At 46.2% G+C, this 20,199-nt stretch carries 18 protein-coding genes; 5 read left to right on the top strand and 13 right to left on the bottom strand.

Translation table 11 applies throughout. The features are described from left to right. Positions 1-195: 195 nt before the first annotated feature. Positions 196-960, top strand: a complete 765-nt coding sequence (locus tag ACZM6M_RS08975; protein ID WP_118656522.1) for an ABC transporter ATP-binding protein — start codon at positions 196-198, stop codon at positions 958-960. Here ACZM6M_RS08975 and ACZM6M_RS08980 read toward each other — a convergent pair. Further along, complete coding sequence (locus ACZM6M_RS08980) at positions 914-1,942, bottom strand: MBL fold metallo-hydrolase (protein WP_118656524.1); 1,029 nt, start codon at positions 1,940-1,942, stop codon at positions 914-916. The two genes, ACZM6M_RS08975 and ACZM6M_RS08980, sit on opposite strands and share 47 nt — an antisense overlap. A 173-nt stretch (positions 1,943-2,115) precedes the next feature. On the opposite strand from ACZM6M_RS08980, the gene ACZM6M_RS08985 reads away from it, so the two are divergent. Continuing rightward, positions 2,116-3,009: a LysR family transcriptional regulator gene (locus tag ACZM6M_RS08985; RefSeq protein ID WP_489490190.1), complete on the top strand. Its 894-nt coding sequence runs from the start codon at positions 2,116-2,118 to the stop codon at positions 3,007-3,009. A gap of 242 nt (positions 3,010-3,251) precedes the next feature. Continuing rightward, complete coding sequence (locus tag ACZM6M_RS08990; RefSeq protein ID WP_118656528.1) at positions 3,252-4,139, top strand: LysR family transcriptional regulator; 888 nt, start codon at positions 3,252-3,254, stop codon at positions 4,137-4,139. Positions 4,140-4,142: 3 nt separating this feature from the next. Here the strand turns inward: ACZM6M_RS08990 and ACZM6M_RS08995 are convergent, their stop codons facing one another. From ACZM6M_RS08995 to ACZM6M_RS09035, 9 genes are all read right to left on the bottom strand, one after another. After that, positions 4,143-5,444, bottom strand: a complete 1,302-nt coding sequence (locus ACZM6M_RS08995; protein WP_118656530.1) for a GntP family permease — start codon at positions 5,442-5,444, stop codon at positions 4,143-4,145. A 207-nt stretch (positions 5,445-5,651) separates the two neighbouring features. Beyond that, complete coding sequence (locus ACZM6M_RS09000; protein WP_243036762.1) at positions 5,652-6,944, bottom strand: hypothetical protein; 1,293 nt, start codon at positions 6,942-6,944, stop codon at positions 5,652-5,654. Positions 6,945-7,026: 82 nt separating this feature from the next. Then, positions 7,027-7,578: a hypothetical protein gene (locus tag ACZM6M_RS09005; RefSeq protein WP_118531927.1), complete on the bottom strand. Its 552-nt coding sequence runs from the start codon at positions 7,576-7,578 to the stop codon at positions 7,027-7,029. A gap of 6 nt (positions 7,579-7,584) precedes the next feature. Continuing rightward, a complete protein-coding gene (gene fadK, locus ACZM6M_RS09010) occupies positions 7,585-9,222 on the bottom strand; it encodes a medium-chain fatty-acid--CoA ligase (RefSeq protein WP_118656532.1) in 1,638 nt (545 codons plus the stop codon). Between the two features lie 132 nt (positions 9,223-9,354). Next, positions 9,355-10,365, bottom strand: coding sequence for an electron transfer flavoprotein subunit alpha/FixB family protein (locus ACZM6M_RS09015; protein ID WP_118542900.1), 1,011 nt, complete (start codon positions 10,363-10,365; stop codon positions 9,355-9,357). A gap of 21 nt (positions 10,366-10,386) precedes the next feature. Continuing rightward, entirely contained in the window at positions 10,387-11,175 is a 789-nt protein-coding gene (locus ACZM6M_RS09020) for an electron transfer flavoprotein subunit beta/FixA family protein (protein WP_118656534.1), read from the bottom strand. A 24-nt stretch (positions 11,176-11,199) separates the two neighbouring features. After that, the gene (locus ACZM6M_RS09025; RefSeq protein ID WP_118586763.1) at positions 11,200-12,342 is read right to left on the bottom strand and encodes an acyl-CoA dehydrogenase family protein; all 1,143 of its coding nucleotides are present in this window, start codon (positions 12,340-12,342) and stop codon (positions 11,200-11,202) included. A 34-nt stretch (positions 12,343-12,376) separates the two neighbouring features. Beyond that, positions 12,377-13,612: a CaiB/BaiF CoA transferase family protein gene (locus tag ACZM6M_RS09030; RefSeq protein ID WP_489490195.1), complete on the bottom strand. Its 1,236-nt coding sequence runs from the start codon at positions 13,610-13,612 to the stop codon at positions 12,377-12,379. 161 nt (positions 13,613-13,773) lie between these two features. Next, positions 13,774-14,958 (bottom strand): acyl-CoA dehydrogenase family protein, encoded by a 1,185-nt coding sequence (locus tag ACZM6M_RS09035; protein ID WP_118586757.1) that lies wholly within the window; start codon positions 14,956-14,958, stop codon positions 13,774-13,776. 246 nt (positions 14,959-15,204) lie between these two features. Here ACZM6M_RS09035 and ACZM6M_RS09040 point away from each other — a divergent pair, with 246 nt between their 5' ends. Both ACZM6M_RS09040 and ACZM6M_RS09045 read left to right on the top strand, forming a co-directional pair. Continuing rightward, positions 15,205-15,609: a PaaI family thioesterase gene (locus ACZM6M_RS09040; RefSeq protein WP_118586754.1), complete on the top strand. Its 405-nt coding sequence runs from the start codon at positions 15,205-15,207 to the stop codon at positions 15,607-15,609. A gap of 294 nt (positions 15,610-15,903) precedes the next feature. Next, the gene (locus ACZM6M_RS09045) at positions 15,904-17,565 is read left to right on the top strand and encodes a hypothetical protein (RefSeq protein ID WP_118656538.1); all 1,662 of its coding nucleotides are present in this window, start codon (positions 15,904-15,906) and stop codon (positions 17,563-17,565) included. 373 nt (positions 17,566-17,938) lie between these two features. On the opposite strand, the gene ACZM6M_RS09050 is transcribed toward ACZM6M_RS09045, so the two are convergent. From ACZM6M_RS09050 to ACZM6M_RS09060, 3 genes are all read right to left on the bottom strand, one after another. Next, positions 17,939-18,454: a cysteine hydrolase family protein gene (locus ACZM6M_RS09050; RefSeq protein WP_118656540.1), complete on the bottom strand. Its 516-nt coding sequence runs from the start codon at positions 18,452-18,454 to the stop codon at positions 17,939-17,941. A 182-nt stretch (positions 18,455-18,636) separates the two neighbouring features. Beyond that, the gene (locus tag ACZM6M_RS09055) at positions 18,637-18,957 is read right to left on the bottom strand and encodes a helix-turn-helix domain-containing protein (RefSeq protein WP_118542858.1); all 321 of its coding nucleotides are present in this window, start codon (positions 18,955-18,957) and stop codon (positions 18,637-18,639) included. Between the two features lie 264 nt (positions 18,958-19,221). Further along, positions 19,222-20,142 (bottom strand): DNA polymerase III subunit delta, encoded by a 921-nt coding sequence (locus ACZM6M_RS09060; protein WP_118741124.1) that lies wholly within the window; start codon positions 20,140-20,142, stop codon positions 19,222-19,224. Positions 20,143-20,199 lie beyond the last annotated feature (57 nt).

Genomic DNA, 20,199 nt, shown 5'->3' on the forward strand with positions numbered 1-20,199 from the left:
ATTTGATTGTTCATTTTTTATTTTGTTGCTATTTCTTTAACAATCTTGATGATGTTATTATAACGTGCCTGTCCGTAAATATCCAATCGGCTGTATCCGTGATTATAGCACCTGTTTTTCGTAAATGCAAGGGTTTTCCGGAACTCTTCGTTCTTTTCTTCATAAAATATGGTATAAAAACAGGGAGGACCGGCCATGGAACCTTTCTTACGCGTCTGTGACATCAGCTATGCTTATCACTCTCCGCTGGGTGCGACCCCTGCGCTTTCCGGCATCTCTTTTACCGTAAACAAGGGCGAATTTCTTGCCATTGTCGGCCCGTCCGGCTGCGGCAAGTCAACCCTGCTTTCCCTTCTCGCCGGCCTTTTGACTCCGGAAGAAGGTTCTGTCTATATAGGTGACGCTCCGCTCAAGGAAGCTCAGGCAGGGATCGGTTACATGCTCCAGCGGGATCATCTGTTTGAATGGCGTACGATCCGTGAAAATGCTGCCCTTGGTCTGGAGATCCGGCACCGGAAAACAAAGGCCGCCATGAAAACACTTGATGAAATGCTGGAAAATTACGGACTGGCTGAATTCGCGGACGCTCATCCCTCCGAACTTTCCGGCGGTATGCGACAGCGTGCTGCCCTGATCCGCACACTCATCTTAAAACCGGACCTGCTGCTTTTGGATGAGCCCTTCTCTGCTCTGGATTACCAGACCAGGCTCACCGTGTGCGATGACATTGCCACGATCATCAGGGAAACAAAAAAGACCGCCATCCTGATCACCCATGACCTTGCAGAAGCCATCAGCACCGCTGACCGTGTGCTGATTCTTTCTGCAAGACCCGGACAGGTAAAGGCAGAGATTTCCCTCACCTTTGCTCCTCAGTATGACAGTCCCTTAAAGCGCAGAAATGCGCCGGAATTTACCGGTTATTTTCAAAATGTATGGAGGGCGCTTTCCAGTAGATAATGCCGTCCCGCTCAGATCTCTCGACAAAGCCCTCCCCCATCATATATTCCATACAGGAAAAGGTCTTGGCCCAGATATAGGTACAGGAGGCAAAATGCGCGTAATCCGGCGGTCCCTGGCTCCGTCCATAAGTCCGTACACCAATATCCCGCGTGGTCAGCGCCGTTCCCGCTTCCTCCAGAACATGCTTCATGATCTCGCATTTTTCCAGATACCCCAGAATAATGCGGTTTACTTCTTTTTCAACATTCCTAATCTCCCCATAATGACAGGGCAGAAAATAACAGTCTTTGTAATTATGCTTCAGATCTCCAAGGGAATCCAGATAGCATTTCAGCATACCGAGATCTGTCTCCTGTGTTCCTACAATCGGGACAATTGTGGTCATGAGCTGATCTCCCACAAACATAAGCTTCTTCTCCGGCTCGTACAGACCACACTGTCCGAAGGTATGTCCCTTTAACAGCTTCACCTCAAAATGGTATCCGCCATACGAAAGGATATCTCCCGGGTGGATCGGAATAAAGGAAAGCTCCAGCGGACTCTTCTCGGATGCGTAAGCTTTTGTCGTATATTCCATGAAGGTATCATATACCTCCGGTGTTTCCTCTTTGGTTACCCCGACGATCCGCAGATTTTCAATCCGGGCACGCTCATCTGCCAGATAGCTGTGCAGCAGATCCACCCGCTTTCTTGTCTCATCCGGATTCATAAATGCCCTGGCTCCAAGCTCCTGCAGCTTCGGTACCAGGCCTGTATGATCCGGATGCTCATGGGTAATAAAAATATCCAGCTTTCTGCAATCAATCCCCAGCGCATCGATCATGCCCTTTAAGATGGTCCAGTCCCGTTCAGTATTGTTCGATGTATCGACCATCAGACTCCGCTCTTCTCCCCGAATGATATAAAGATTGCGGGGGCTCATATGGCGGTTCTCATATGAAATTGTCTCCAGAAATATATGCTTCTTGATTTCCCTCATGCTTCAGTCTCCTATGTGCTGACACTCACCTTTATTCTAGGCAGTTTTTCTGAAATTGTCAAACCCCGTTTCGCCCTGTTTCTGATATTTTATTAACACTTTTTATGCGTTCTTCTGGAATTTTTCCTGTTCATCCTGTATAATGGAATGTATGATGGCAAAGGAGAAAGGTTATGAATTTACAACAGCTTTATTACTTTCGAAAACTGGCTGAAGTTCAGCATTATACCAAAGCAGCCAAAGCACTTTATATCACGCAGCCGAGCCTGAGCGATTCCATTGCTTCCCTGGAGCATGAACTTTCCGTTTCCTTATTCCAGAAAAAGGGCCGCAGAGTCCAGCTTACCAAATACGGTCAGGAATTCTATGAGTACGTGAACCAGGCACTGGGGATCCTGGAACACGGCATTGCCATTATGAAAGAAAAATCCGATTTGGTGACCGGAACCATTGATGTAGGCTGTATTCCCACCCTACTGGGGGATTTTCTTCCGAATGCGCTGGATCTGTACCACGAAAAGCATCCGCAGGTCAGCTTTAATATTTTTCATGAAAAGTCCATTCCGGTGGCAGAGGGAGTCTCCACCGGTAACTATGATATCGGCTTCTGTTCCATGGTAGAAAACAAGTCGGATCTTGTCTTTGTTCCTATCACCTTCCAGGAACTGATCGTTATTGTGCGAAATAACCATCCGCTGGCATCGCACGATTCCATCCAGCTCTCCGATCTGCAAGACTATACCCTGTCCACCTACCGGGACACGATTCCCATTGGCAAAACCATCCGGAAAATTTTGAAAGACAAAGGTCTGGAAGCCGCTTATTCCTATGACGATGAAATCTCTATTGCCGGGCGCATCAACCGTTCCTCCAAGGTGGCCATTGTTGCGAACACTCCGTTTTTGAAACAGTTTGACAATCTAAAAAAAATCCATTTGACGGACGTTCCTCTGGGCACCCGCATGATCTATATGGTCTACAGCAAAAAAAATTTTATTACGGCAACCGTGGAATCGTTCGCAAACTTTATCGTAGCGCACTGCCTTGACTTGCCTCCGGAATCTTAAAATATCGGGATTTTTATACAGAATTGTATGGAATATTCACAAGGGGATTTACGGCTTCTTTTTATGGGAACGACATAAAAGAAGCCGTATCTTCTATAAGAAAAAACCTGAAAAATGTCTTATGACACCTTCCGATTTTAGTATAAAACAGTTTTATCCTATATTCAAATCAATTATTTTTATGTTATAATAGATTTTGTCTATCATACATCATCACATAGTTTAAGAAAGGCAGTCCACCCATGAACCTGACTCATCTGCGTTATTTTGCAGAACTGGCACACACGCACCACTATACACGCGCCGCACAGAATCTGTGTATTACCCAGCCCAGCCTCAGTCATGCTATCTTTAAAATGGAAGAAGAACTCGGTGTTCCATTATTTGAGAAAAACGGAAAAAATACCGTGCTGACTGTGTTCGGAGAACAATTTCTGCGCAGTGTTGAAAATTCCTTAAAAACACTGGATGATGGCATTGATTTTCTTCAGCGCACTGCCCGCGGCGAAGGGGTGATCCGTCTCGGTCTTGTGCGTCCTCTGGGTGTGGATTTGATTCCTTCTCTGGCGCGCCATTTTCTCAGGCTACATCCTGACCGCGATATTCATTTTTCCTTTCAGACTGACGTGACCCAGAATCTGGTAAATGACTTAAATGCCCATCATTATGACCTGATCTTCTGTTCACACCCACAAAAAGAGAACGGATTGACATCCCAAACCGTACATCGGGAAAAGCTGGTGCTGATCGTACCCCAAAATCACGAATTGGCAAGATTTGACTCCGTAAACCTGGAGCAAACCCTGCCATATCCGTATGTTTATTTCTCCGAAGCATCCGGCATTCGCTATGAAGTTGATAAAATGTTCCAGGCATTGGGAAAACGCCCTCATATCGCTTATGAGATTGTAGAGGACCAGGTCACGGCCGGTCTTGTAGCCCACGGCTTCGGCATTGCCATTGTCCCGGAAATGGAACTGCTCTCCAGCCTGAATGTTAAAGTGATCGAAATCCTTCATCCAATCGTAAAGCGCAACATTTATATGATAAGCAGCAATCAGTTTTATATGCCGCCGGTTGTCCGGAATTTCCATGATTTTGTATTGGAAACCGTATCGCAGAACCTTTAACTTTTAAAAAATAATTCCAACGGTCGCCATCATTGTAATAATGAAGCCTGCAATCACACATGGAATCGTAGACCCCAGCACAATATGCTTATAGCTTTCCGCCAGCGTACATTCACAGACAGAAGTTTCCATAACTACCGGTGAAGCATTCGGAAGTTTGTTCAGAGTAATACCAGCCTCTACCACAATTCTGTGGAGGGCATTGATATTCGCGCCAGCTGCAAGGAACTGTTTTCCGAAGCTCTCCAAAAACAGGGTTTCCGCTGTAATCGCAGAACCAGTCATAGCTCCACAGATCATGGTTCCAAGCCAGGTCTTTAAGTAAATCGGAAGTGTAATATTTAATACAAACTCCTGTACAGCATGGAAAGCCGGTGCCTGGGTCAGGACCTTGGAAAGACCAATGACTGCGGCTACCGTCAGCATTGTGCTTAATCCTGACATTGCCCCACCTTTCAGAGATCCCTTCAGGTTTTTGATTTTTTTAAACTGTGTCACAATAATCACAAGAACGCCGGTCAAAAGCGCGCAGCTCAAGCTGGTTGACGTTCCCATACCGGAAGTTACCACTACCACTGCCAGTACCAGGATAAACGGCAAAAGAGACATAAAGAGACCAGGAAGCTCGTTATCCCCCATGACGCTCTTTTCTGTTTTGTACAGTGCCATCAGTTCTGCTTCCGACATTTTTTCCATGCTCTTCATTTGCGCATAGTTGAAATATATTACATACCAGGTGCAGGTGATTACTGAGAAAATCACCGCCAGGACCGGAGCTACACCAAGTGAAGTGCCAAGGAAATTACTCGGGATTACATTACAGATATCCATGGAAAACGCAAATCCATTCGCATTCGCACCTCCCGCGATCATCAAAAACGGAAGCAGCCGGCGATCCATCTTATTTTCACGAAGCAGGCTGTCTGCGATCGGATAAAGAACAAATACCATAATATAGCCGTTAATACCCAGCAGTGTGATAAAGAATGTGCAGATCATAATGATCAGCCCCACTCTTTTGGCTCCAAGTGCAGCAGATAAAGATTTTGCGACCTTGGTAGCCAGCCCTGTCTGATTGACCAGTTCACCAAAAATGCCACCCAGAGCAAGGATTAAAAACCAGGAGCTGCAGAACGAGCCAGCTCCTTCTGAAAACGTTTTCAGTAAACCTTCCCAAAAATCAAGTCCGCTTGTTACAAGAATAATTGCAGCTGTTACTACCGATGCCGTAATCATATCAACACCTTTGACGATCATAACAATCAGCAGCGCGATCGCTATGATTAATCCAATAGCAGATAACATATCGATTCCCCCTCGTATTTCATCATCTTTCGTAACGTTTCTGTACCTTCACAGACACAGTAAAAAAACATTGAAAATGTCTCCGTTCCGCTTCGACCGGAGCTGTGTGCCGCTGGCACACAGCACCCTTCGACAATGGAATTTTTTCCTGTAATCCATGTTTGCATGCGGTCAGCACAGTGAATACGCAGACCGGCTGAACCATTACTATTTTTCTTTTGTCATGTGTGCATAATCTGCATCCGGCCACTTTCGGATGACATTGATAATGGTCGGTATGATCAGAGTAAACAACGTGATGATCGATGCAAATGTAAGTCCCTTCGATACCAGCGCAGTCAGTCCCATCTGGGACACTGCCCATGTAAACACAATATAAACCAGCGTTAATACTGCTCCCCGCTTGTTTCTCTTTGCCGCGGAAACTTCCGGGGCTTCCTGTTTTCTTTTCTGATACCAGTTTAAAATACGGTCATTGAAGCCTTGCGCGTAATTGATTGCCGTTGAAATGGTTGCAAAGAATATGGCCACAGTGATCAGCGTAAGAAGGATGGTCTTTATCGCTCCACTTCCAACGCCATTTTGTACAACAAGAATGGTATATACCGCACGTCCATTCGACCATCCTTCATAAACAGCCGAATAATTTGCAGCCAGATTGATCACATTCATTTCCAGAAATGCCCAGTTTGCAATCACAGACAGCACAACAGCCCATCTGAGTGTTTTTTTATTGGTAAAAAGCTGCGCATGATTAACATAGGCTCCAAAACCTGCCAGATTCTGTCCTGAAAAAATATACGCCCAGCAAAAAGCGACCAGAAGATACTTTAAAAAGCTTCCTGCACCTGCGGCAATATCGTTGTGAAGCTGTTGGGACATGATGCCAAGTTCCGAAGACAACCTGCCGGATGTGACATTATATAGAATATTAGGCACATGAACTGACATCAGCGCAATGAAAATAACAGCACTCATGAACACTGCATTCTTCCGGACCAGATCTGTGCCTTTCATACACAGAACAAACATAAGAACACCGATAATAAGTGTAGAATACAGATATGGAATTCCCGTCAGTTCTTTTAATGCTGAACCAGAGGTGGAATAGGCAAGCGCCATACATACGATCAGAAGCCAGTTGAAATTAAATTCATAAATGTACTGCATCGGTCTGGCAAAAATCCCATTGCAAAAACGCGAACCATACCGCCTCAAAAAACTGCTGTAATCAAATGTACGGAAATCCATAGCGAATTTCATAAAGAAATAGATAATAAAACAGTTGATTGCCGCTACAATAAACGGCATAAACAGACAAAAATACGGCTGCGCAACAACCGGCAGCATCCCATAAAACCCCGTATTTCTAAAAAAATAAGTCCATGGCGTAGATCCAGACGCGAATCCGCCGCCACACTGCGAACTAAATGCTATCGACACAAAAACAAGAACGGTTTTCCAGTCTACTTTGCATTCCACATTTGTTGTTTTTCCCATAGAATATCCCCCATTATCTGTACATCCCCATATACAGATTTCGTTACTAATTTAACATATTATTGTCAAAAATTACAGTATCTCACATCTTATTTGCTCCACTCTGCCACTGGGCATTCATCTTATCCAGGGGTACCGCAACGAGTCCGGTCTGTCTATCATAAACATAAATGATAAATCCTCTCTTACACCGAAATACACATTCCAGGCATGGATCTTCATCACAGTAACAAAAGGCATCGGTATCCGCCAGGGCAAATACCATTGGCGAATGTTTTCCTTCCATTACGTATTTTAAATATCCCCCCGTAAATGTTTTCAGATAAATCCACTCTGGATGACGTCCATACGGCTTCATCTTCCACGATACGCGGACAGCATTATCATTATAGCCGCCTGTGATCTGATAGGTAATATCCATCACATCCCGCGTGGAGTCGGCTTCTTCAGGAATCAGCCTTTCCGCCTTTTTTCCACAGCACAGAATTTCTTTTTCCTCCAGGTTCGTTCCTCCTGTCACCGGATAAAGAGCTCCGCATTCCGGGCAGCGGTAAAATATAACATCTGGGCACTGTTTTTCCAGTGGCTTTCTGGTATCCTTGCATCTGCGCGGTCCAAATTTCTGTTCAATCATAGTGAATCATCCCTTCAAACGCTTTTCCAGTTCCTGCTTCAGAAGATATTTTTTCACCTTTCCGCTTCCCGTATGTGGAATGCGGTCAATTAGTTCTAGCCGCTCTGGCCAAAAACGCCTTGGAATTTTCTTCGAATGCAAATAGTCCAGTACATCCTCCAACTTCAGATTTTCATATCCCCGAAGCGGGACCGCAAATGCGCAGATCCGTTCTCCGAGACGATCATCCGGCATTCCGATAATGGTATGATCACCCATTCCAGGGCATCCCTCTAAAGTATCATTGATCTCATTGGTATTTAAATTCTCACCGCCCCGGACAATCATGTCTTTTTTTCGTCCAATAATGTGAATATTTCCATGCTCATCCATGATACAAAGGTCACCACTGTGGAACCAGCCATCGTCATCCAAAGCTTCATCCGTGATCTCCCGTGCTTTTAAATACCCGACAAACACACTGGGTCCTCTTGACAACTCTTCTCCCGGGATCCCCACACCTACGTCGTTCCCATCTTCGTCTACCACCCGGATCTCCACACCTTCCATTGCCCTTCCGGATGTCGTTCCATTCAGCGCAAGCGCCTCATCCGGACGAACAAATGCGTGTGGCACACTTTCCGTGGATCCATAGACTTCGCAGAGAAGTATTCCGTACTGTTTTGCTCTCTGTACCAGATACCCAGGAACCGGCGCACCGCCACAAAGATAAAACTTCAGAGACGGAATTTCACCGCCATTTGTCTCCAGCTCCCTTAAAATATCGTAGATGAAAGGGGTTGCTCCCATAGAATAAGTAACATTTTCCTGGTTCATAAATTCAATGGCCAATCTACATTGATATTTCTGTTGCAGTACCACTTTCGCACCATGAAGCATCGGCGCAATGATCGCGTGATGAAATCCAGTCGCGTGATGAAGCGGTGCCGGCATGAACATGATATCTTCCTCGGTAAGACCAAGCTCCCGGTTGAATGTTTCTTCCGCATAACGCACATTATCATGAGTCAGCAGAACTCCCTTCGTACCTCCAGTTGTGCCGGAGGTGCAAAGAATAACCGCGATATCCTGTCCGTTTTTAGTATGTACACACCGCTCTTTCGGAAGTGGCCCATAAGAAGTAAGAATTTCCCGAAGCAAAGCTACATCGCTCTTTCGCTCTTTCACACTGTCGATCAGCACGATATCCTTTAACAGCGGCACCTGATCCCGCACTGCAAGGATCCGATCTTCATAATCAGTCTTGTAGAAGAATGTCGGTCCAAAATAACACCGGGATTCTGTTATGTTTAAGCTTCTTGCCAGTTCCTTCTCCTCATAGGACATGGCAATGGGATGGGCCACCGCTCCCACCTTATAGCAGGCAATGGTCAGCATGGCAAACTCACTCCAGATTGGAAGCTGAAAAGAGACCACCTCGCCTGGCTGGATTCCCAGTCCTATCAGATACGATGCCACCCGGCCTGCTGCCTCATCCAGTTCCCGGTAGGTATAACGGTTACCACGGTCGTCGACCACATATTCCCGTTCCGGATACGTTTCTACCGTCCGGTCCCAGCAGTCCAGCAGCGTTTCATCTTTCCAGTACCCCTGCTCCCGGTACTGTTTCTGCAGATTCGGGTTGATCTTCCTTTCCTCAAACATAACGTGCCTCCTTACATCCGCCAGCATGCCGTTGTCCCGCCAGACTCCCGCTTCTACACGCGGAAGGCTGCTGCAAAAAGTGAGACCATTCCATCCTTTTGTCGGCAGCCTTTTCTTCCTGTTTCTTTGGTATTACGCCTGCTGCTTTGCTTTCAGTTCTTTTACCAGAGCCGGAACGATCTCAAAAACATCGCCAACGATTCCGTAATCCGCAACCTCAAAGATCGGTGCGGTCTCATCCTTATTGATAGCTACAATCGTACCAGATCCGCTCATGCCCGCTACGTGCTGCACTGCACCGGAAATGGCGCATGCAAAGTAGATTTTCGGGGTTACGGTGGAGCCGGTCTGTCCAACCTGCTTGGTCTGCGGCATCCAGCCTGCGTCAACGGCTGCTCTGGAGCATCCTACGGTTCCTCCAAGCACATCTGCCAACTCTTTTAAGATACCGAAGTTCTCAGCACTCTTCATGCCGCGGCCGCCGGATACAATGACATCTGCCTCATCGAGACGCATATCGTTGTCCTCACATGCCTTGATGAAATCAAGCACTTTGGTGCGGATCTCGCTCTCCGGGGTATGAATATCCTCTTTGATGATCTCCGGCTGATTGTTCTCGTTGCGCTCCGGCTTCTTGAACGCGCCCGGACGGCAGGTACCCATCTGCGGTCTGGTCTCGCTGCAGAGAATCTGCGCGTATAAGTTTCCGCCGAATGCCGGACGCTCCCATACTACATTTCCGGTGTCCTCATCGACACTCAGCGCGGTACAGTCGGCAGTCAGGCCGGTGCGGAGGCTGACTGCGATCTTGGATCCCAAGTCTCTTCCGTTTACGGTTGCGCCTACTAAAATGGTGTTTGGATCATATTTCTCACAGAGCTTTAAGAATACGTTTCCGTAAGCGTCAGCTGAATAGTTCTCATACTCGTCGCCCTGGATCACATAGATCTTGTCGGCGCCGTACGCTGCGGATTCTTTTACAGCTGCGTCTACATCCTTGCCGATAACAATGGCGCAGAGCTTCTGTTTCAGTCCGTCCGCCAGCTTTCTTCCCTGTCCTAACAGCTCCAGGCCGACACTCTTCGGCTGACCCTGGAAGCTCTCGATAAATACCCATACGTCCTTGCATGTATCAAAACTCATCTTGACGACCTCCTCTGTTTATTAAAGTACTTTTGCCTCAACCAGCTTTCCGATCAGGTTGTCCGCAATCTCCACCGGGCTTACGCCTTCGATGTTCACACAGTTTGCGGTTCTCTTCGGAGTGAATGTTGCTTTTACTTTGGTCGGGGATCCCTTCAGTCCCATCTTGGTGGTGTCTGCGTCCGGCAGGTCTGCCAGGGTGATCTGACCGATCTCGGTGTTGAAGGATCTCATAACGCCCTTTACGGTTGCGTAACGCGGTTTGTTGCTTTCTTTGGTTGCGGTGCAAAGTACCGGGAACTTCGTCTCGATGACTTCCACGCCCTCTTCTACCTGGCGCTCTGCAATGACTTTGTCGCCCTCAACCTTTAAGCTCAGAACGTAAGTCAGACGAGTTGCGCCCAGATGCTCTGCGATACTCGGTGCGGTCTGGCCGGTATCTCCGTCGATTGCCTGCTTGCCGCCCAGGATGACATCGTAAGCGCCCAGTTTCTTGATTGCCTGGGATAAGATGTAGCTGGTAGCGTAGGTATCGGATCCGCCGAATGCGCGGTCCGTTACCAGATAAGCCTCATCAGCACCCATAGCCAGTGCCTCTCTCAAAACAGCTTTTGCCTGCGGCGGTCCCATGGAAATAACCGTTACTTTGCCGCCATACCGGTCTTTTAAGGAAAGTCCGGTCTCCAGAGCGTTCTTGTCGAACGGATTCATGATGCTCGGCACGCCGGTACGGATCAGTGTATTTTTAACCGGATCGATCTTGATCTCTGTGGTATCCGGAACCTGTTTGATACAAACAACGATATTCATCTTCAATCCTCCTGTCAGTTTTTCCTATTTGTATTCTTTATTTAATACGTTGGCGATGGTCAGTCTCTGTACCTGGTTTGCGCCCTCAAAGATCTGGAATACTTTGACATCGCGCATCAGCTTCTCAACCGGGTACTCTTTGCTGTAGCCATATCCGCCGAAGATCTGAACTGCATTGGAGGTAACCTCCTGGGCGCAGTCGGAAACGAAGGTCTTGCAGATGGAGCCCTCTTTCTGAACCATGATACCTGCATCCATCATCTTCATGGTGTTGTTGACCAGGCATCTGGATGCCTCGATCTTGATAGCCATATCGGCTAACATCTGCTGTACCATCTGGAATTTGATGATCGGGGTATTGAACTGTTTTCTCTCTTTTGCGTACTTCACGGACTCATCGAGTGCGCGCTGCATGATGCCGACTGCCAGGGTTGCCACGAACGCGCGGGATAAGTTCAGGGCGTTCATAGCCAGCTTAAATCCGCTGCCTTCCGGTCCTACCATGGCGGATGCCTTTACGCGGACATTCTCAAAGATCAGGTCGGTGGTGTTGGAGAGGCGCAGGCCCATCTTGTTCTCGTGAGCGCCAACGGTTACGCCAGGAGCGTCCGCATCGATGATGAAAGCGGAAATTCCCTTGTGTCCTGCTGCCGGGTTGGTCTTGAAGAAACCTACGAAAACGCTTGCTACCGCGCCGTTGGTAATAAAGGTCTTGGTTCCGTTTAAGATGTACTCATCGCCATCTTTTACTGCGGTCGCGCGCATCGCTGCCGGATCGGAACCGGCGTTCGGCTCGGTCAGGGCGAAACCTGCGAATGCGCCCGGAGCCACTTTATCTGCGAAATACTGGCCCTGCTCCTTGGTGCCTGCCAGGATGACGTTTCTTAATGCTACGAAAGAAGTGACAAAGGTGATGGCATAACCGGCATCCACCTTGGCCAGTTCCTCGAAGATCATTGCGGTGGTCTCATAGCTTAAACCAGCTCCGCCGTACTCGGCCGGAACCTCCAGCATATGAAGTCCCATGTCAAATCCCCATTTATAAAGTTCTTTCGGACACTCGCCTTTTTCATCCGCATCTTTCACATAAGGCTTGATCTCGTTCTCTGCCATCTCTTTTACAAGAGCAATCAGCGCTTTCTGTTCCTCGGTGTACATTAAGCTCATATCTGTGTCACCTTCCCCTTTCTTATTTTTAAACCTATAATTTTTTCAGTTTTGTCTCACCGGTTGCGGCTCCGGAAGCAATGGCTTCCTCGATTTCCTTGTCGCTGTAGCCCACATGCTTCATCAGCTCTACGGTGTGCGCGCCCTGTGATCCGCCGATCACATATTCCGGCTCGCCCATGCTGCCGAAGCGGATCGGGTTGGTCGGCATAAAGCGCTCGCCAGACGGGTACGGGATCTTTGCAAGAATGTGGTTGGCTGCTGCCTGCTCGTCCTTGTAAATATCCTCCGGCTCCATGCAGGCCTCACACGGCATGTCGTTCGCTTTCAGGCGCTCCATCAGTTCCTCTCTGGTGAACTTTGCGATCGCGCGGTCTAACGCTGCGACTACTTCCTGGTTCAGTCCGTTTGCGTTGATGCTCTCGCAGCGGCGGTACTTCTCTTTCGCTTCCTCCGTTAACATCTCCGGAGCGTCCAGCACGGTGAACATCTTCTCGTAATCACGGTCATATTCCGGACAGCAGATGCATACCCATTTGCCATCGCTGGTACGGAATACATCATTGAACGGGTTTACGACCTCCGTACGGTTCTTCGGATACTGGTTGCCGTACTGTGCGGAAATCAGGCCGGTGCTGAGGGCATAGACAGCTGCGTGATGCAGGCTGACGGTTACTTTATCGCCCTTGCCGGATTTTTCTCTTCCATATAAAGCAGCGCAGATACCGGAAGCCAGAGCCAGGGAAACCTGGAAATCACCAAATCCGTTGGTCGGGATCATCGGCGCGTCGCCGCGGTTTACGGTGGTTCCGAATACGCCGCCCCTTGCCATGTAGCAGGTTACGTCAAATCCGGCGGTATCCTTCTCCGGTCCGTACTCGCCATAGCCCAGCACCTGTGCGAAGATCAGTTTCGGGAATTTTTCATTTAAGGTATCATAATCCAGTCCCAGTTTCTTTAAGGACTTTGTTCTTGTATTCGTTACAAACACATCGGCCCCCGCTAACAGGCGGTAGGCAATTTCAAGACCCTTCGGATCTTTTAAGTTCAATGTGATAAATTTCTTATTTAAATTGGCTACATCGAAGGCCAGGTTTTCATCATCGTTATAAGGCATATTGAACACTGCCCCCTGGGTTCTAGCCGGATCGCCTTTTGCGGATTCGATCTTCACGCAGTCAGCGCCCCACTCTCCCAGTACACGCACCGTAGTCGGCGCGGCCAGATAAGTCGTTAAATCAACGACCTTGATTCCTTCCAAAGGTCTCATAAAGTATTCCTCCATCTCTCTGCATTCCGGGGTACCCGTCCTGCAGTCCGATCATTGCATTGCTGTTTACGCGCTGCGCAGACAGCAGCGCCTGTCATTTAGGGGGAACAGGGTCCCCAGGCCCAAGTAGGAACCTGACGACCCTGTTTAGGAAAAAATATTTACAGCACGTACTCCATATGAGCACCGTGTTTGATGGTATTTCTGGAAATGGTAATTCTCTGAACGGTCGGAGCGCCCTCTTCCAGCCACATGGCGCGGCAGTCGCGGTACAGTCTCTCAACCGGGCCGTACTTGCAGTCCTCGAAGTAGCCTACGCCGCCGAAGATCTCAAGCATCTCATCGCTGACTTTTCTGGTGGTATCAATACTGAAGAGCTTACACATAGCAGCCTTCTCCTCAATGTACTCACCGGTCGGGTTCTCCATATAAGCCTTTGCGAAATCGTAAACCATGCAGCGCAGTGCGTGTACCATCATGGACATATCTGCGATCTTTACACGGATAGCCTGACGGGTTCCGATCGGTTTGCCAAAGGTTACACGGTCATGTGCGTATGCCAGGGACAGTTCTAACATTCTCTGTGCCATACCCAGGTTGCTGGCTGCGATGTGGGCACGAGATACGGATAAGGAGTGCATTGCAATCTCAAGTCCCTGTCCCTCACGGCCTAACAGATATTTCTTGTCGATGCGGCAGTTGGTGAATTTCAGATCGCCATGGCCTGCACCGCGGCAGCCCATCATATGCGGCATGTTGATCACTTCGAATCCCGGTGCATCCATCGGTACGAAGAATGCGGAAAGTCTGTCATCTTTATCAGAATCCGGATTGGTTACTGCGATAACGTATGCGAACTCGCAGCAGTCGGTGTGGGAGATCAAGGTCTTCTCGCCGTTTAATACATAGCTGTCGCCATCTTTCACTGCCATGGTATGTAAGTCAGCGCCGGTGCCGCCGGTTGCCTCAGTCAGCGCGAAGCAGGTGAATACTTCCTTGTTCTGGAACTTGGACATGTACTCTGCTTTCAGCTCCGGGCTGCCATAGTCATCCAGGATTCTCCAGTTTAAATCCATTGCATAGTGAAGATGCATTCTCATTCCGCCCGGTCCTCTGGAGAACTCTTCCTGTACCTGTAAAATTTCAAGCTCGTTTAAGCCCCATCCGCCGTACTCTTCCGGTAAGGAACAACGGTATAAATTGTTCTCGATCGCCAGATCGTAGAACTCCTGCGGGAATTTGTTGGTTACCTCGACTTCTTTCTGGATCTCTTCCAACGGACCTTCTGCCAGCTCGCGGATCTGTTTTAAGTAAGCCTGGAACTCTTCCTTTGTTAACTTGCTCATGTGATATCCTCCTTATTTGAGTCGATCATTTGATTGTTCATTTTTTATTTTGTTGCTATTTCTTTAACAATCTTGATGATGTTATTATAACGTGCCTGTCCGTAAATATCCAATCGGCTGTATCCGTGCGAACGTATCGAATTAATCGGAAAAAACTATCAATCGATTTTTGACTTGTAAATGGATTTTGAGGGTGTTATAGTCTAGCGTGTGAAGTTGTATATTTTTGACAAATGGAGGTTTCTTATGATTACAAGACCGGAAATCATGGAAGGGATCAGACGGCATATCCAGCCCATCGGAGGGCAGGAAAACCTGAATATATTAGAAGTGGAGCCGGGGCATGTCCGGCTTTCCATAGAACTGACGGAAGCATGTCTGAATCTGTACGGCAATGCCCACGGCGGCTTCCTCTTCTCTCTCTGCGACATTGCCGCCGGCATGTCCACCTACGCCTGCGAAGTCACCAACGTCACCCAATGCGCCGGAATTAACTTTGTGCGCGGCGTAAACAGCGGGACGATCTATGTGGAGTCCAACATTGTTCATAAAGGAAGGCACACCGCCGTATGCCGGGTGGATATCACCGGAGAGGAAGAAGAACTGCTGGCGACGGGAAACTTTACAATGTTCCTGGGGAAGGAAATATAAAATTGCAATTTAAGGGAATAGCACGAAAGGGTCCGAAGTTCCGGGGAGGGCCTACAGAACCGCAGATGCGGTGGAATTTTGTACTTCATTCGCTCCGCCGCCTATTGCCAGACCTGCGAGCAAAACTCGCGATTATACCACAAGTATATCATATACACGAAAAATAGGTATAATCTGGCATTCAATAACAAATAAAGATTACTGCTATATCAGATATTTGGGAATTGTATGTTGTTTCACGAAGCAAATATGATATGATATGATTATCCTACAGACATGCACGGAGGATAGATTATGGGGAAAATCGCTTCAGAAACGGCAGAATTATTAAAAGAAATCATACTAAGTTGTTCCGCCGAAGATATACTGCCGGAAGAATTAGATAATTTTATAGACTTTTTAGCTAATGTTTCAGACAGTAACGCAAATGAGCCTCAGGCTATTGATAAAACCGGCGCAGAGGTTCTCTTTCTGACATCCTTCTTGACTGAGGAACTGGAAAAAGATTTTCCTGAAATAGAAACCGATTTCATCTTTCATAGCCGCGCCAAACTCCCCCAGTTCGGCCGAGATGCCATTCCTCTGGTTAATTTACTTAACTGCTCCAGTATCATCGACAATCACCAGCAAAGGGTCCTTGCATCAATCTTATGCGGTGCCCAGAGTGGAGATTCCTATTGTGCAGAGCTGCTGAAGAGTATGTACAAAATTTATCATAAAAAGGAATATTCTCAGTTTAAACGATATCCAAAGCTTACAAGCCGTAATTTAGCGGATTTATGCACCTTGGAATACTCTTCCTATGAGGATATGCCCCTGGATACTGAAAAATTAGCACGAATACTGACCATGGCTCCATTCTTTCATATTTCCTGCAGCTCAGATTGTGACATCTTCTATTCAGACCTTAACAACGAAATGGAACAATATCTGGAGGATACTGCGGATACTACCCATATCAGTATTGATCCAGAAGATATCACCAACACAGTAAAGCACTATGGTTCCGTGCTTAAAATGCTGACGGATAAACAGGAAAGGAATGAACTCTCCAACAGTTTAAAACTTGCACGGGAAATAATCAAAATGAGCGGCCTTTCTCCAAAAACTTTAGGCCTATGCGGTGACGGAGCTTTTAATGCCTATAACATGGCCCTGATTACAAAAACAATTAAATTGACAAACTATGATTCCGAGCAGCTGCAAGCTTACATGATGATCTGTGATCTGGCAAGATATCTGGGGGTAACATTAGGATTCATCCATGCCCAAACACAAGAATATCTTTTCCAGACTATTCCGAAAGAGAAGAATTTAAAAGTTCTGCAGTCTATGAAAAAGAAATCATTGGATACTAATTCATCAAATAAAACAGAAAAGACATCCCGGCAGCAGCAAACACCAGCACCTATGGAATCTTCTTTCAAATCAGAAGCCGAGCTATCTGAATTAAAGATACGTTTACGTGATGCACTTTCCATAGGTTCACATTTTCAGGAACAATATAAGGAAGAAAAACATTCACGGGAAGAATTAGAAAAAAGGCTTAAAGAATATGATGCAATGAAACAGGAGCTCACGGCTCTGCGGGAATTTGTTTACAACAGCACCGAGGACACTCCTCCTACTGTAAATATTCCGATTTCAGAAATGAAAAAAGCAATTGCAATGAAACGGATCACGATTGTTGGCGGCAACGAGAACTGGGTTAAAAAGCTTCGACAGGAATTCCCAAACTGGAAATTTGTCAGCGCATCCGTATCAAGCACCGTGGATAATATGTCCATTTTAAAGGCAGAACGGGTTATCCTCTTTACGGATACACTTGGCCACAGCAATTATTACAAATTCATGCAAACAATCCAATCCCACCATATTCCTTTCAGCTTTTTGCATGGCGTTAATATTGAGCGGAACATCATTCAAATCTATGACGATATATTTGAAAAAAGATAGGAATATCATTGCAAAAACGCTTTCTCAGCACTGCTTCTATAATTTTTAACCTAAAAAAGCTCCTCCTGTGAAGGAAGATATGATGTCAGAATTGTGTGCTTGTTAATTATTATACAATACTTTACCCGATATGACCAGCGCAAAACCTACATTTTACATTATCAATTCTTATAGTCGATAGCCCATTTATTATATTATCTCTCCACGATATACTAAAGGCTCTTTCCCTTTAATATAACTGAGAAAGAGCCTTATAAGTTGATTGCATACACATAATTTTTTTGCCTTTCGGCGGGGAGAAAACTGCGTATACAAGATTATTATAGAATATTTTCTGGCAAAGAACCACTAAAAATTTTCCATATACTCCTTTTTACTCTTCCTGTCCATACACATCAATCTGGCAGCTCTTCATTGTTTCGAGTGCGGCATTATGCTTTTCTGGTGTAACTCCGGCACAGCAGCTTGCATCCACTGAAATTATCGCCTCCGGATACTTGGCTTTCAGGATCAACGCATTGGAGACCACGCATATATCCGTGCATACTCCAACCAGTTCAATCTCATCGTTTGAGCCAAAGCCCTCCCAGTTAAGCCAGCCAAAGGTCGGCTTGTCTATATATTCGCAGTTTTCCACTTCCAGCCCAGGCACAATCTGCCAGCCTTCCGTTCCATTGATGCAGTGCTTCACTGGTAACTTTTTCCCCTCCGGCGTGTCCAGATAATTCTCCCCATGGGTATCCCTGGTAAAAATTATCCGATCCCCGCGGTCCGCATACTCTTTTACTTTTGCCTGCACATTTAGAACAATTGCCTGCGCTTCCTTATTGCCAAGAGTTCCCGTCACAAAATCATTCTGCATGTCGATCACGATCAAAACCTTACCCATTCCTCTTTCCTCCCGTTTTCCTAAATTACGGATTTCCCCTGCTATAATCAGAACGTTTCGACTTCTGATGAAAATCTGCAGCGCCCCCGAATACGTTTTCTTTCATTATACTACTGATTCCTAATTAGCAAAAGAAAAAAGAGGATGCCTCTAAAGCATTCCTCTTAAGTTTCAAGCAATCTCTACTTTTCAATCCACCCTATAAAAGTATTAATCTTTTCAATATCCGATTCATTCATAGTCCGTAATTTTTCACACACTTTTCTGTATGTGGTATCTTCATCATCCAGTGGTGCGAAAAACTCTGCCGGCGTCATATCTAAATAGGCAATTATTTTAAACAGTTCTTTCAGAGACGGTAAGGCCGCTCCGCTGGTTATGCCACGTATATATGATCCACTTTTATCCAAATCCAGACTCATTTTGTGTTCGGAAATGTTTTTGCTTAGTCTCAATTCCGTAATCCGTCTACGAACAAAATCCTCTTGCTGCGCATTGGCCATTCTCCCACCTCCCGTTTCAATTATTTTAGTATGAATTTGAAGATGGCGTTGGTTATAAAATTATCAATTTACATTTAATATATTGTAATTCTAATGATTTTATTATCAATATATAATTTTAATTCATATTATCAATAGCAATGCACAGCATTTTTCAAATGGAGGTATATCTATTGGGGATGTACGGGCAATCCGACTCCTGGAAACATGACAATAAAAAACCCAGGCACGATCATCACTGATCTCTGTCTGGGTTTCTTCCTATTATAATATAATCAATTTTGCCATAGTCTGGATAAACAGATTTCTCTCGTTTCCAAAAGAAATTTTCGTTCTGTTCATTGCCTCTATCAATATCGACATTACCGTATCCAAACGCTCTTCCGGTAACTTCCGATAGGCCCGTATTCCCCGCATCTGCTTTTCCGTAAGGCCTAAAAGCTTTAAAATTTCATTTTCCTTCATATCTGACAACAATAACGCTTTTTTCGCAACCCGGTAATTCCGAAGAAGCATCCCGTAAAGCTTAAGGCTATTATTCCCATGATCGAATAACTCCACCGCGAGCTTCATACCTTCCATAGGATCCAGTAAAAGCTTTGATGCCAATTCCCAGCTTTTCCCCACTGCTGCAGGAACAACCTGGTCAATCGTCTCTTTGCTCACTCCAGCATCCATGGACGCAAATGCAATCTGTTTAATGAAAATAGCTATCTGGTAAAGATCTATTGTCTCATCTTTCCCGTCCCTGCGTTCCTGGTATGCATAAGCGCTCCTGTCGATAAAATATCGCAGCATCGGCTCCGCTATTGGACAATCTAAGGACTGAAAAGCTTTTTGGATCCAACATTGATAAGACTTTCCATTCAGCTTATCACAACATATGCCATGCTTACTTTTCCATGCATTCCAGTCCTTGCTGTTGTCAAGCTTTTCCGTCCGAATGATCAAGCAGGAACTTTCCGGACACTCTTCCATAAGATGCAAGAGTTCCTTCCTCTCTTTTTTCACATCCTCCACCTTATAAATAGCGCAGGGTATCCCAAAGAATGAAATGCTTTGCAGAAATTCTTTCACTCCATCTATGGCATCAAATACCTGCACATAATATGTCGTATTTTCCGCTAATTTCCGTACTTCATGGTCAATGCAGTACGGTTCCGTTCCATATACAATTTTCACCATTTTCTCCACTCACTTTCTCAGTAATTCGTACTCAATGAAGCGAAGCCATGTCCTCAT

The organism is Enterocloster sp. (assembly GCF_057861365.1).

Coding starts and splice junctions, on each gene's coding strand:
- ACZM6M_RS09000 (WP_243036762.1), bottom strand. CDS start 6,944: ATGGGAAAAACAACAAATGTGGAATGCAAAGTAGACTGGAAAACCGTT.
- ACZM6M_RS09020 (WP_118656534.1), bottom strand. CDS start 11,175: ATGAATATCGTTGTTTGTATCAAACAGGTTCCGGATACCACAGAGATC.
- ACZM6M_RS09005 (WP_118531927.1), bottom strand. CDS start 7,578: ATGATTGAACAGAAATTTGGACCGCGCAGATGCAAGGATACCAGAAAG.
- ACZM6M_RS09030 (WP_489490195.1), bottom strand. CDS start 13,612: ATGAGACCTTTGGAAGGAATCAAGGTCGTTGATTTAACGACTTATCTG.
- ACZM6M_RS08980 (WP_118656524.1), bottom strand. CDS start 1,942: ATGAGGGAAATCAAGAAGCATATATTTCTGGAGACAATTTCATATGAG.
- ACZM6M_RS08985 (WP_489490190.1), top strand. CDS start 2,116: ATGAATTTACAACAGCTTTATTACTTTCGAAAACTGGCTGAAGTTCAG.
- ACZM6M_RS08975 (WP_118656522.1), top strand. CDS start 196: ATGGAACCTTTCTTACGCGTCTGTGACATCAGCTATGCTTATCACTCT.
- ACZM6M_RS09050 (WP_118656540.1), bottom strand. CDS start 18,454: ATGGGTAAGGTTTTGATCGTGATCGACATGCAGAATGATTTTGTGACG.
- ACZM6M_RS09045 (WP_118656538.1), top strand. CDS start 15,904: ATGGGGAAAATCGCTTCAGAAACGGCAGAATTATTAAAAGAAATCATA.
- ACZM6M_RS09015 (WP_118542900.1), bottom strand. CDS start 10,365: ATGAGTTTTGATACATGCAAGGACGTATGGGTATTTATCGAGAGCTTC.
- ACZM6M_RS09055 (WP_118542858.1), bottom strand. CDS start 18,957: ATGGCCAATGCGCAGCAAGAGGATTTTGTTCGTAGACGGATTACGGAA.
- ACZM6M_RS08990 (WP_118656528.1), top strand. CDS start 3,252: ATGAACCTGACTCATCTGCGTTATTTTGCAGAACTGGCACACACGCAC.
- ACZM6M_RS09025 (WP_118586763.1), bottom strand. CDS start 12,342: ATGAGCTTAATGTACACCGAGGAACAGAAAGCGCTGATTGCTCTTGTA.
- ACZM6M_RS08995 (WP_118656530.1), bottom strand. CDS start 5,444: ATGTTATCTGCTATTGGATTAATCATAGCGATCGCGCTGCTGATTGTT.
- ACZM6M_RS09035 (WP_118586757.1), bottom strand. CDS start 14,958: ATGAGCAAGTTAACAAAGGAAGAGTTCCAGGCTTACTTAAAACAGATC.
- ACZM6M_RS09040 (WP_118586754.1), top strand. CDS start 15,205: ATGATTACAAGACCGGAAATCATGGAAGGGATCAGACGGCATATCCAG.
- ACZM6M_RS09060 (WP_118741124.1), bottom strand. CDS start 20,142: ATGGTGAAAATTGTATATGGAACGGAACCGTACTGCATTGACCATGAA.
- fadK (WP_118656532.1), bottom strand. CDS start 9,222: ATGTTTGAGGAAAGGAAGATCAACCCGAATCTGCAGAAACAGTACCGG.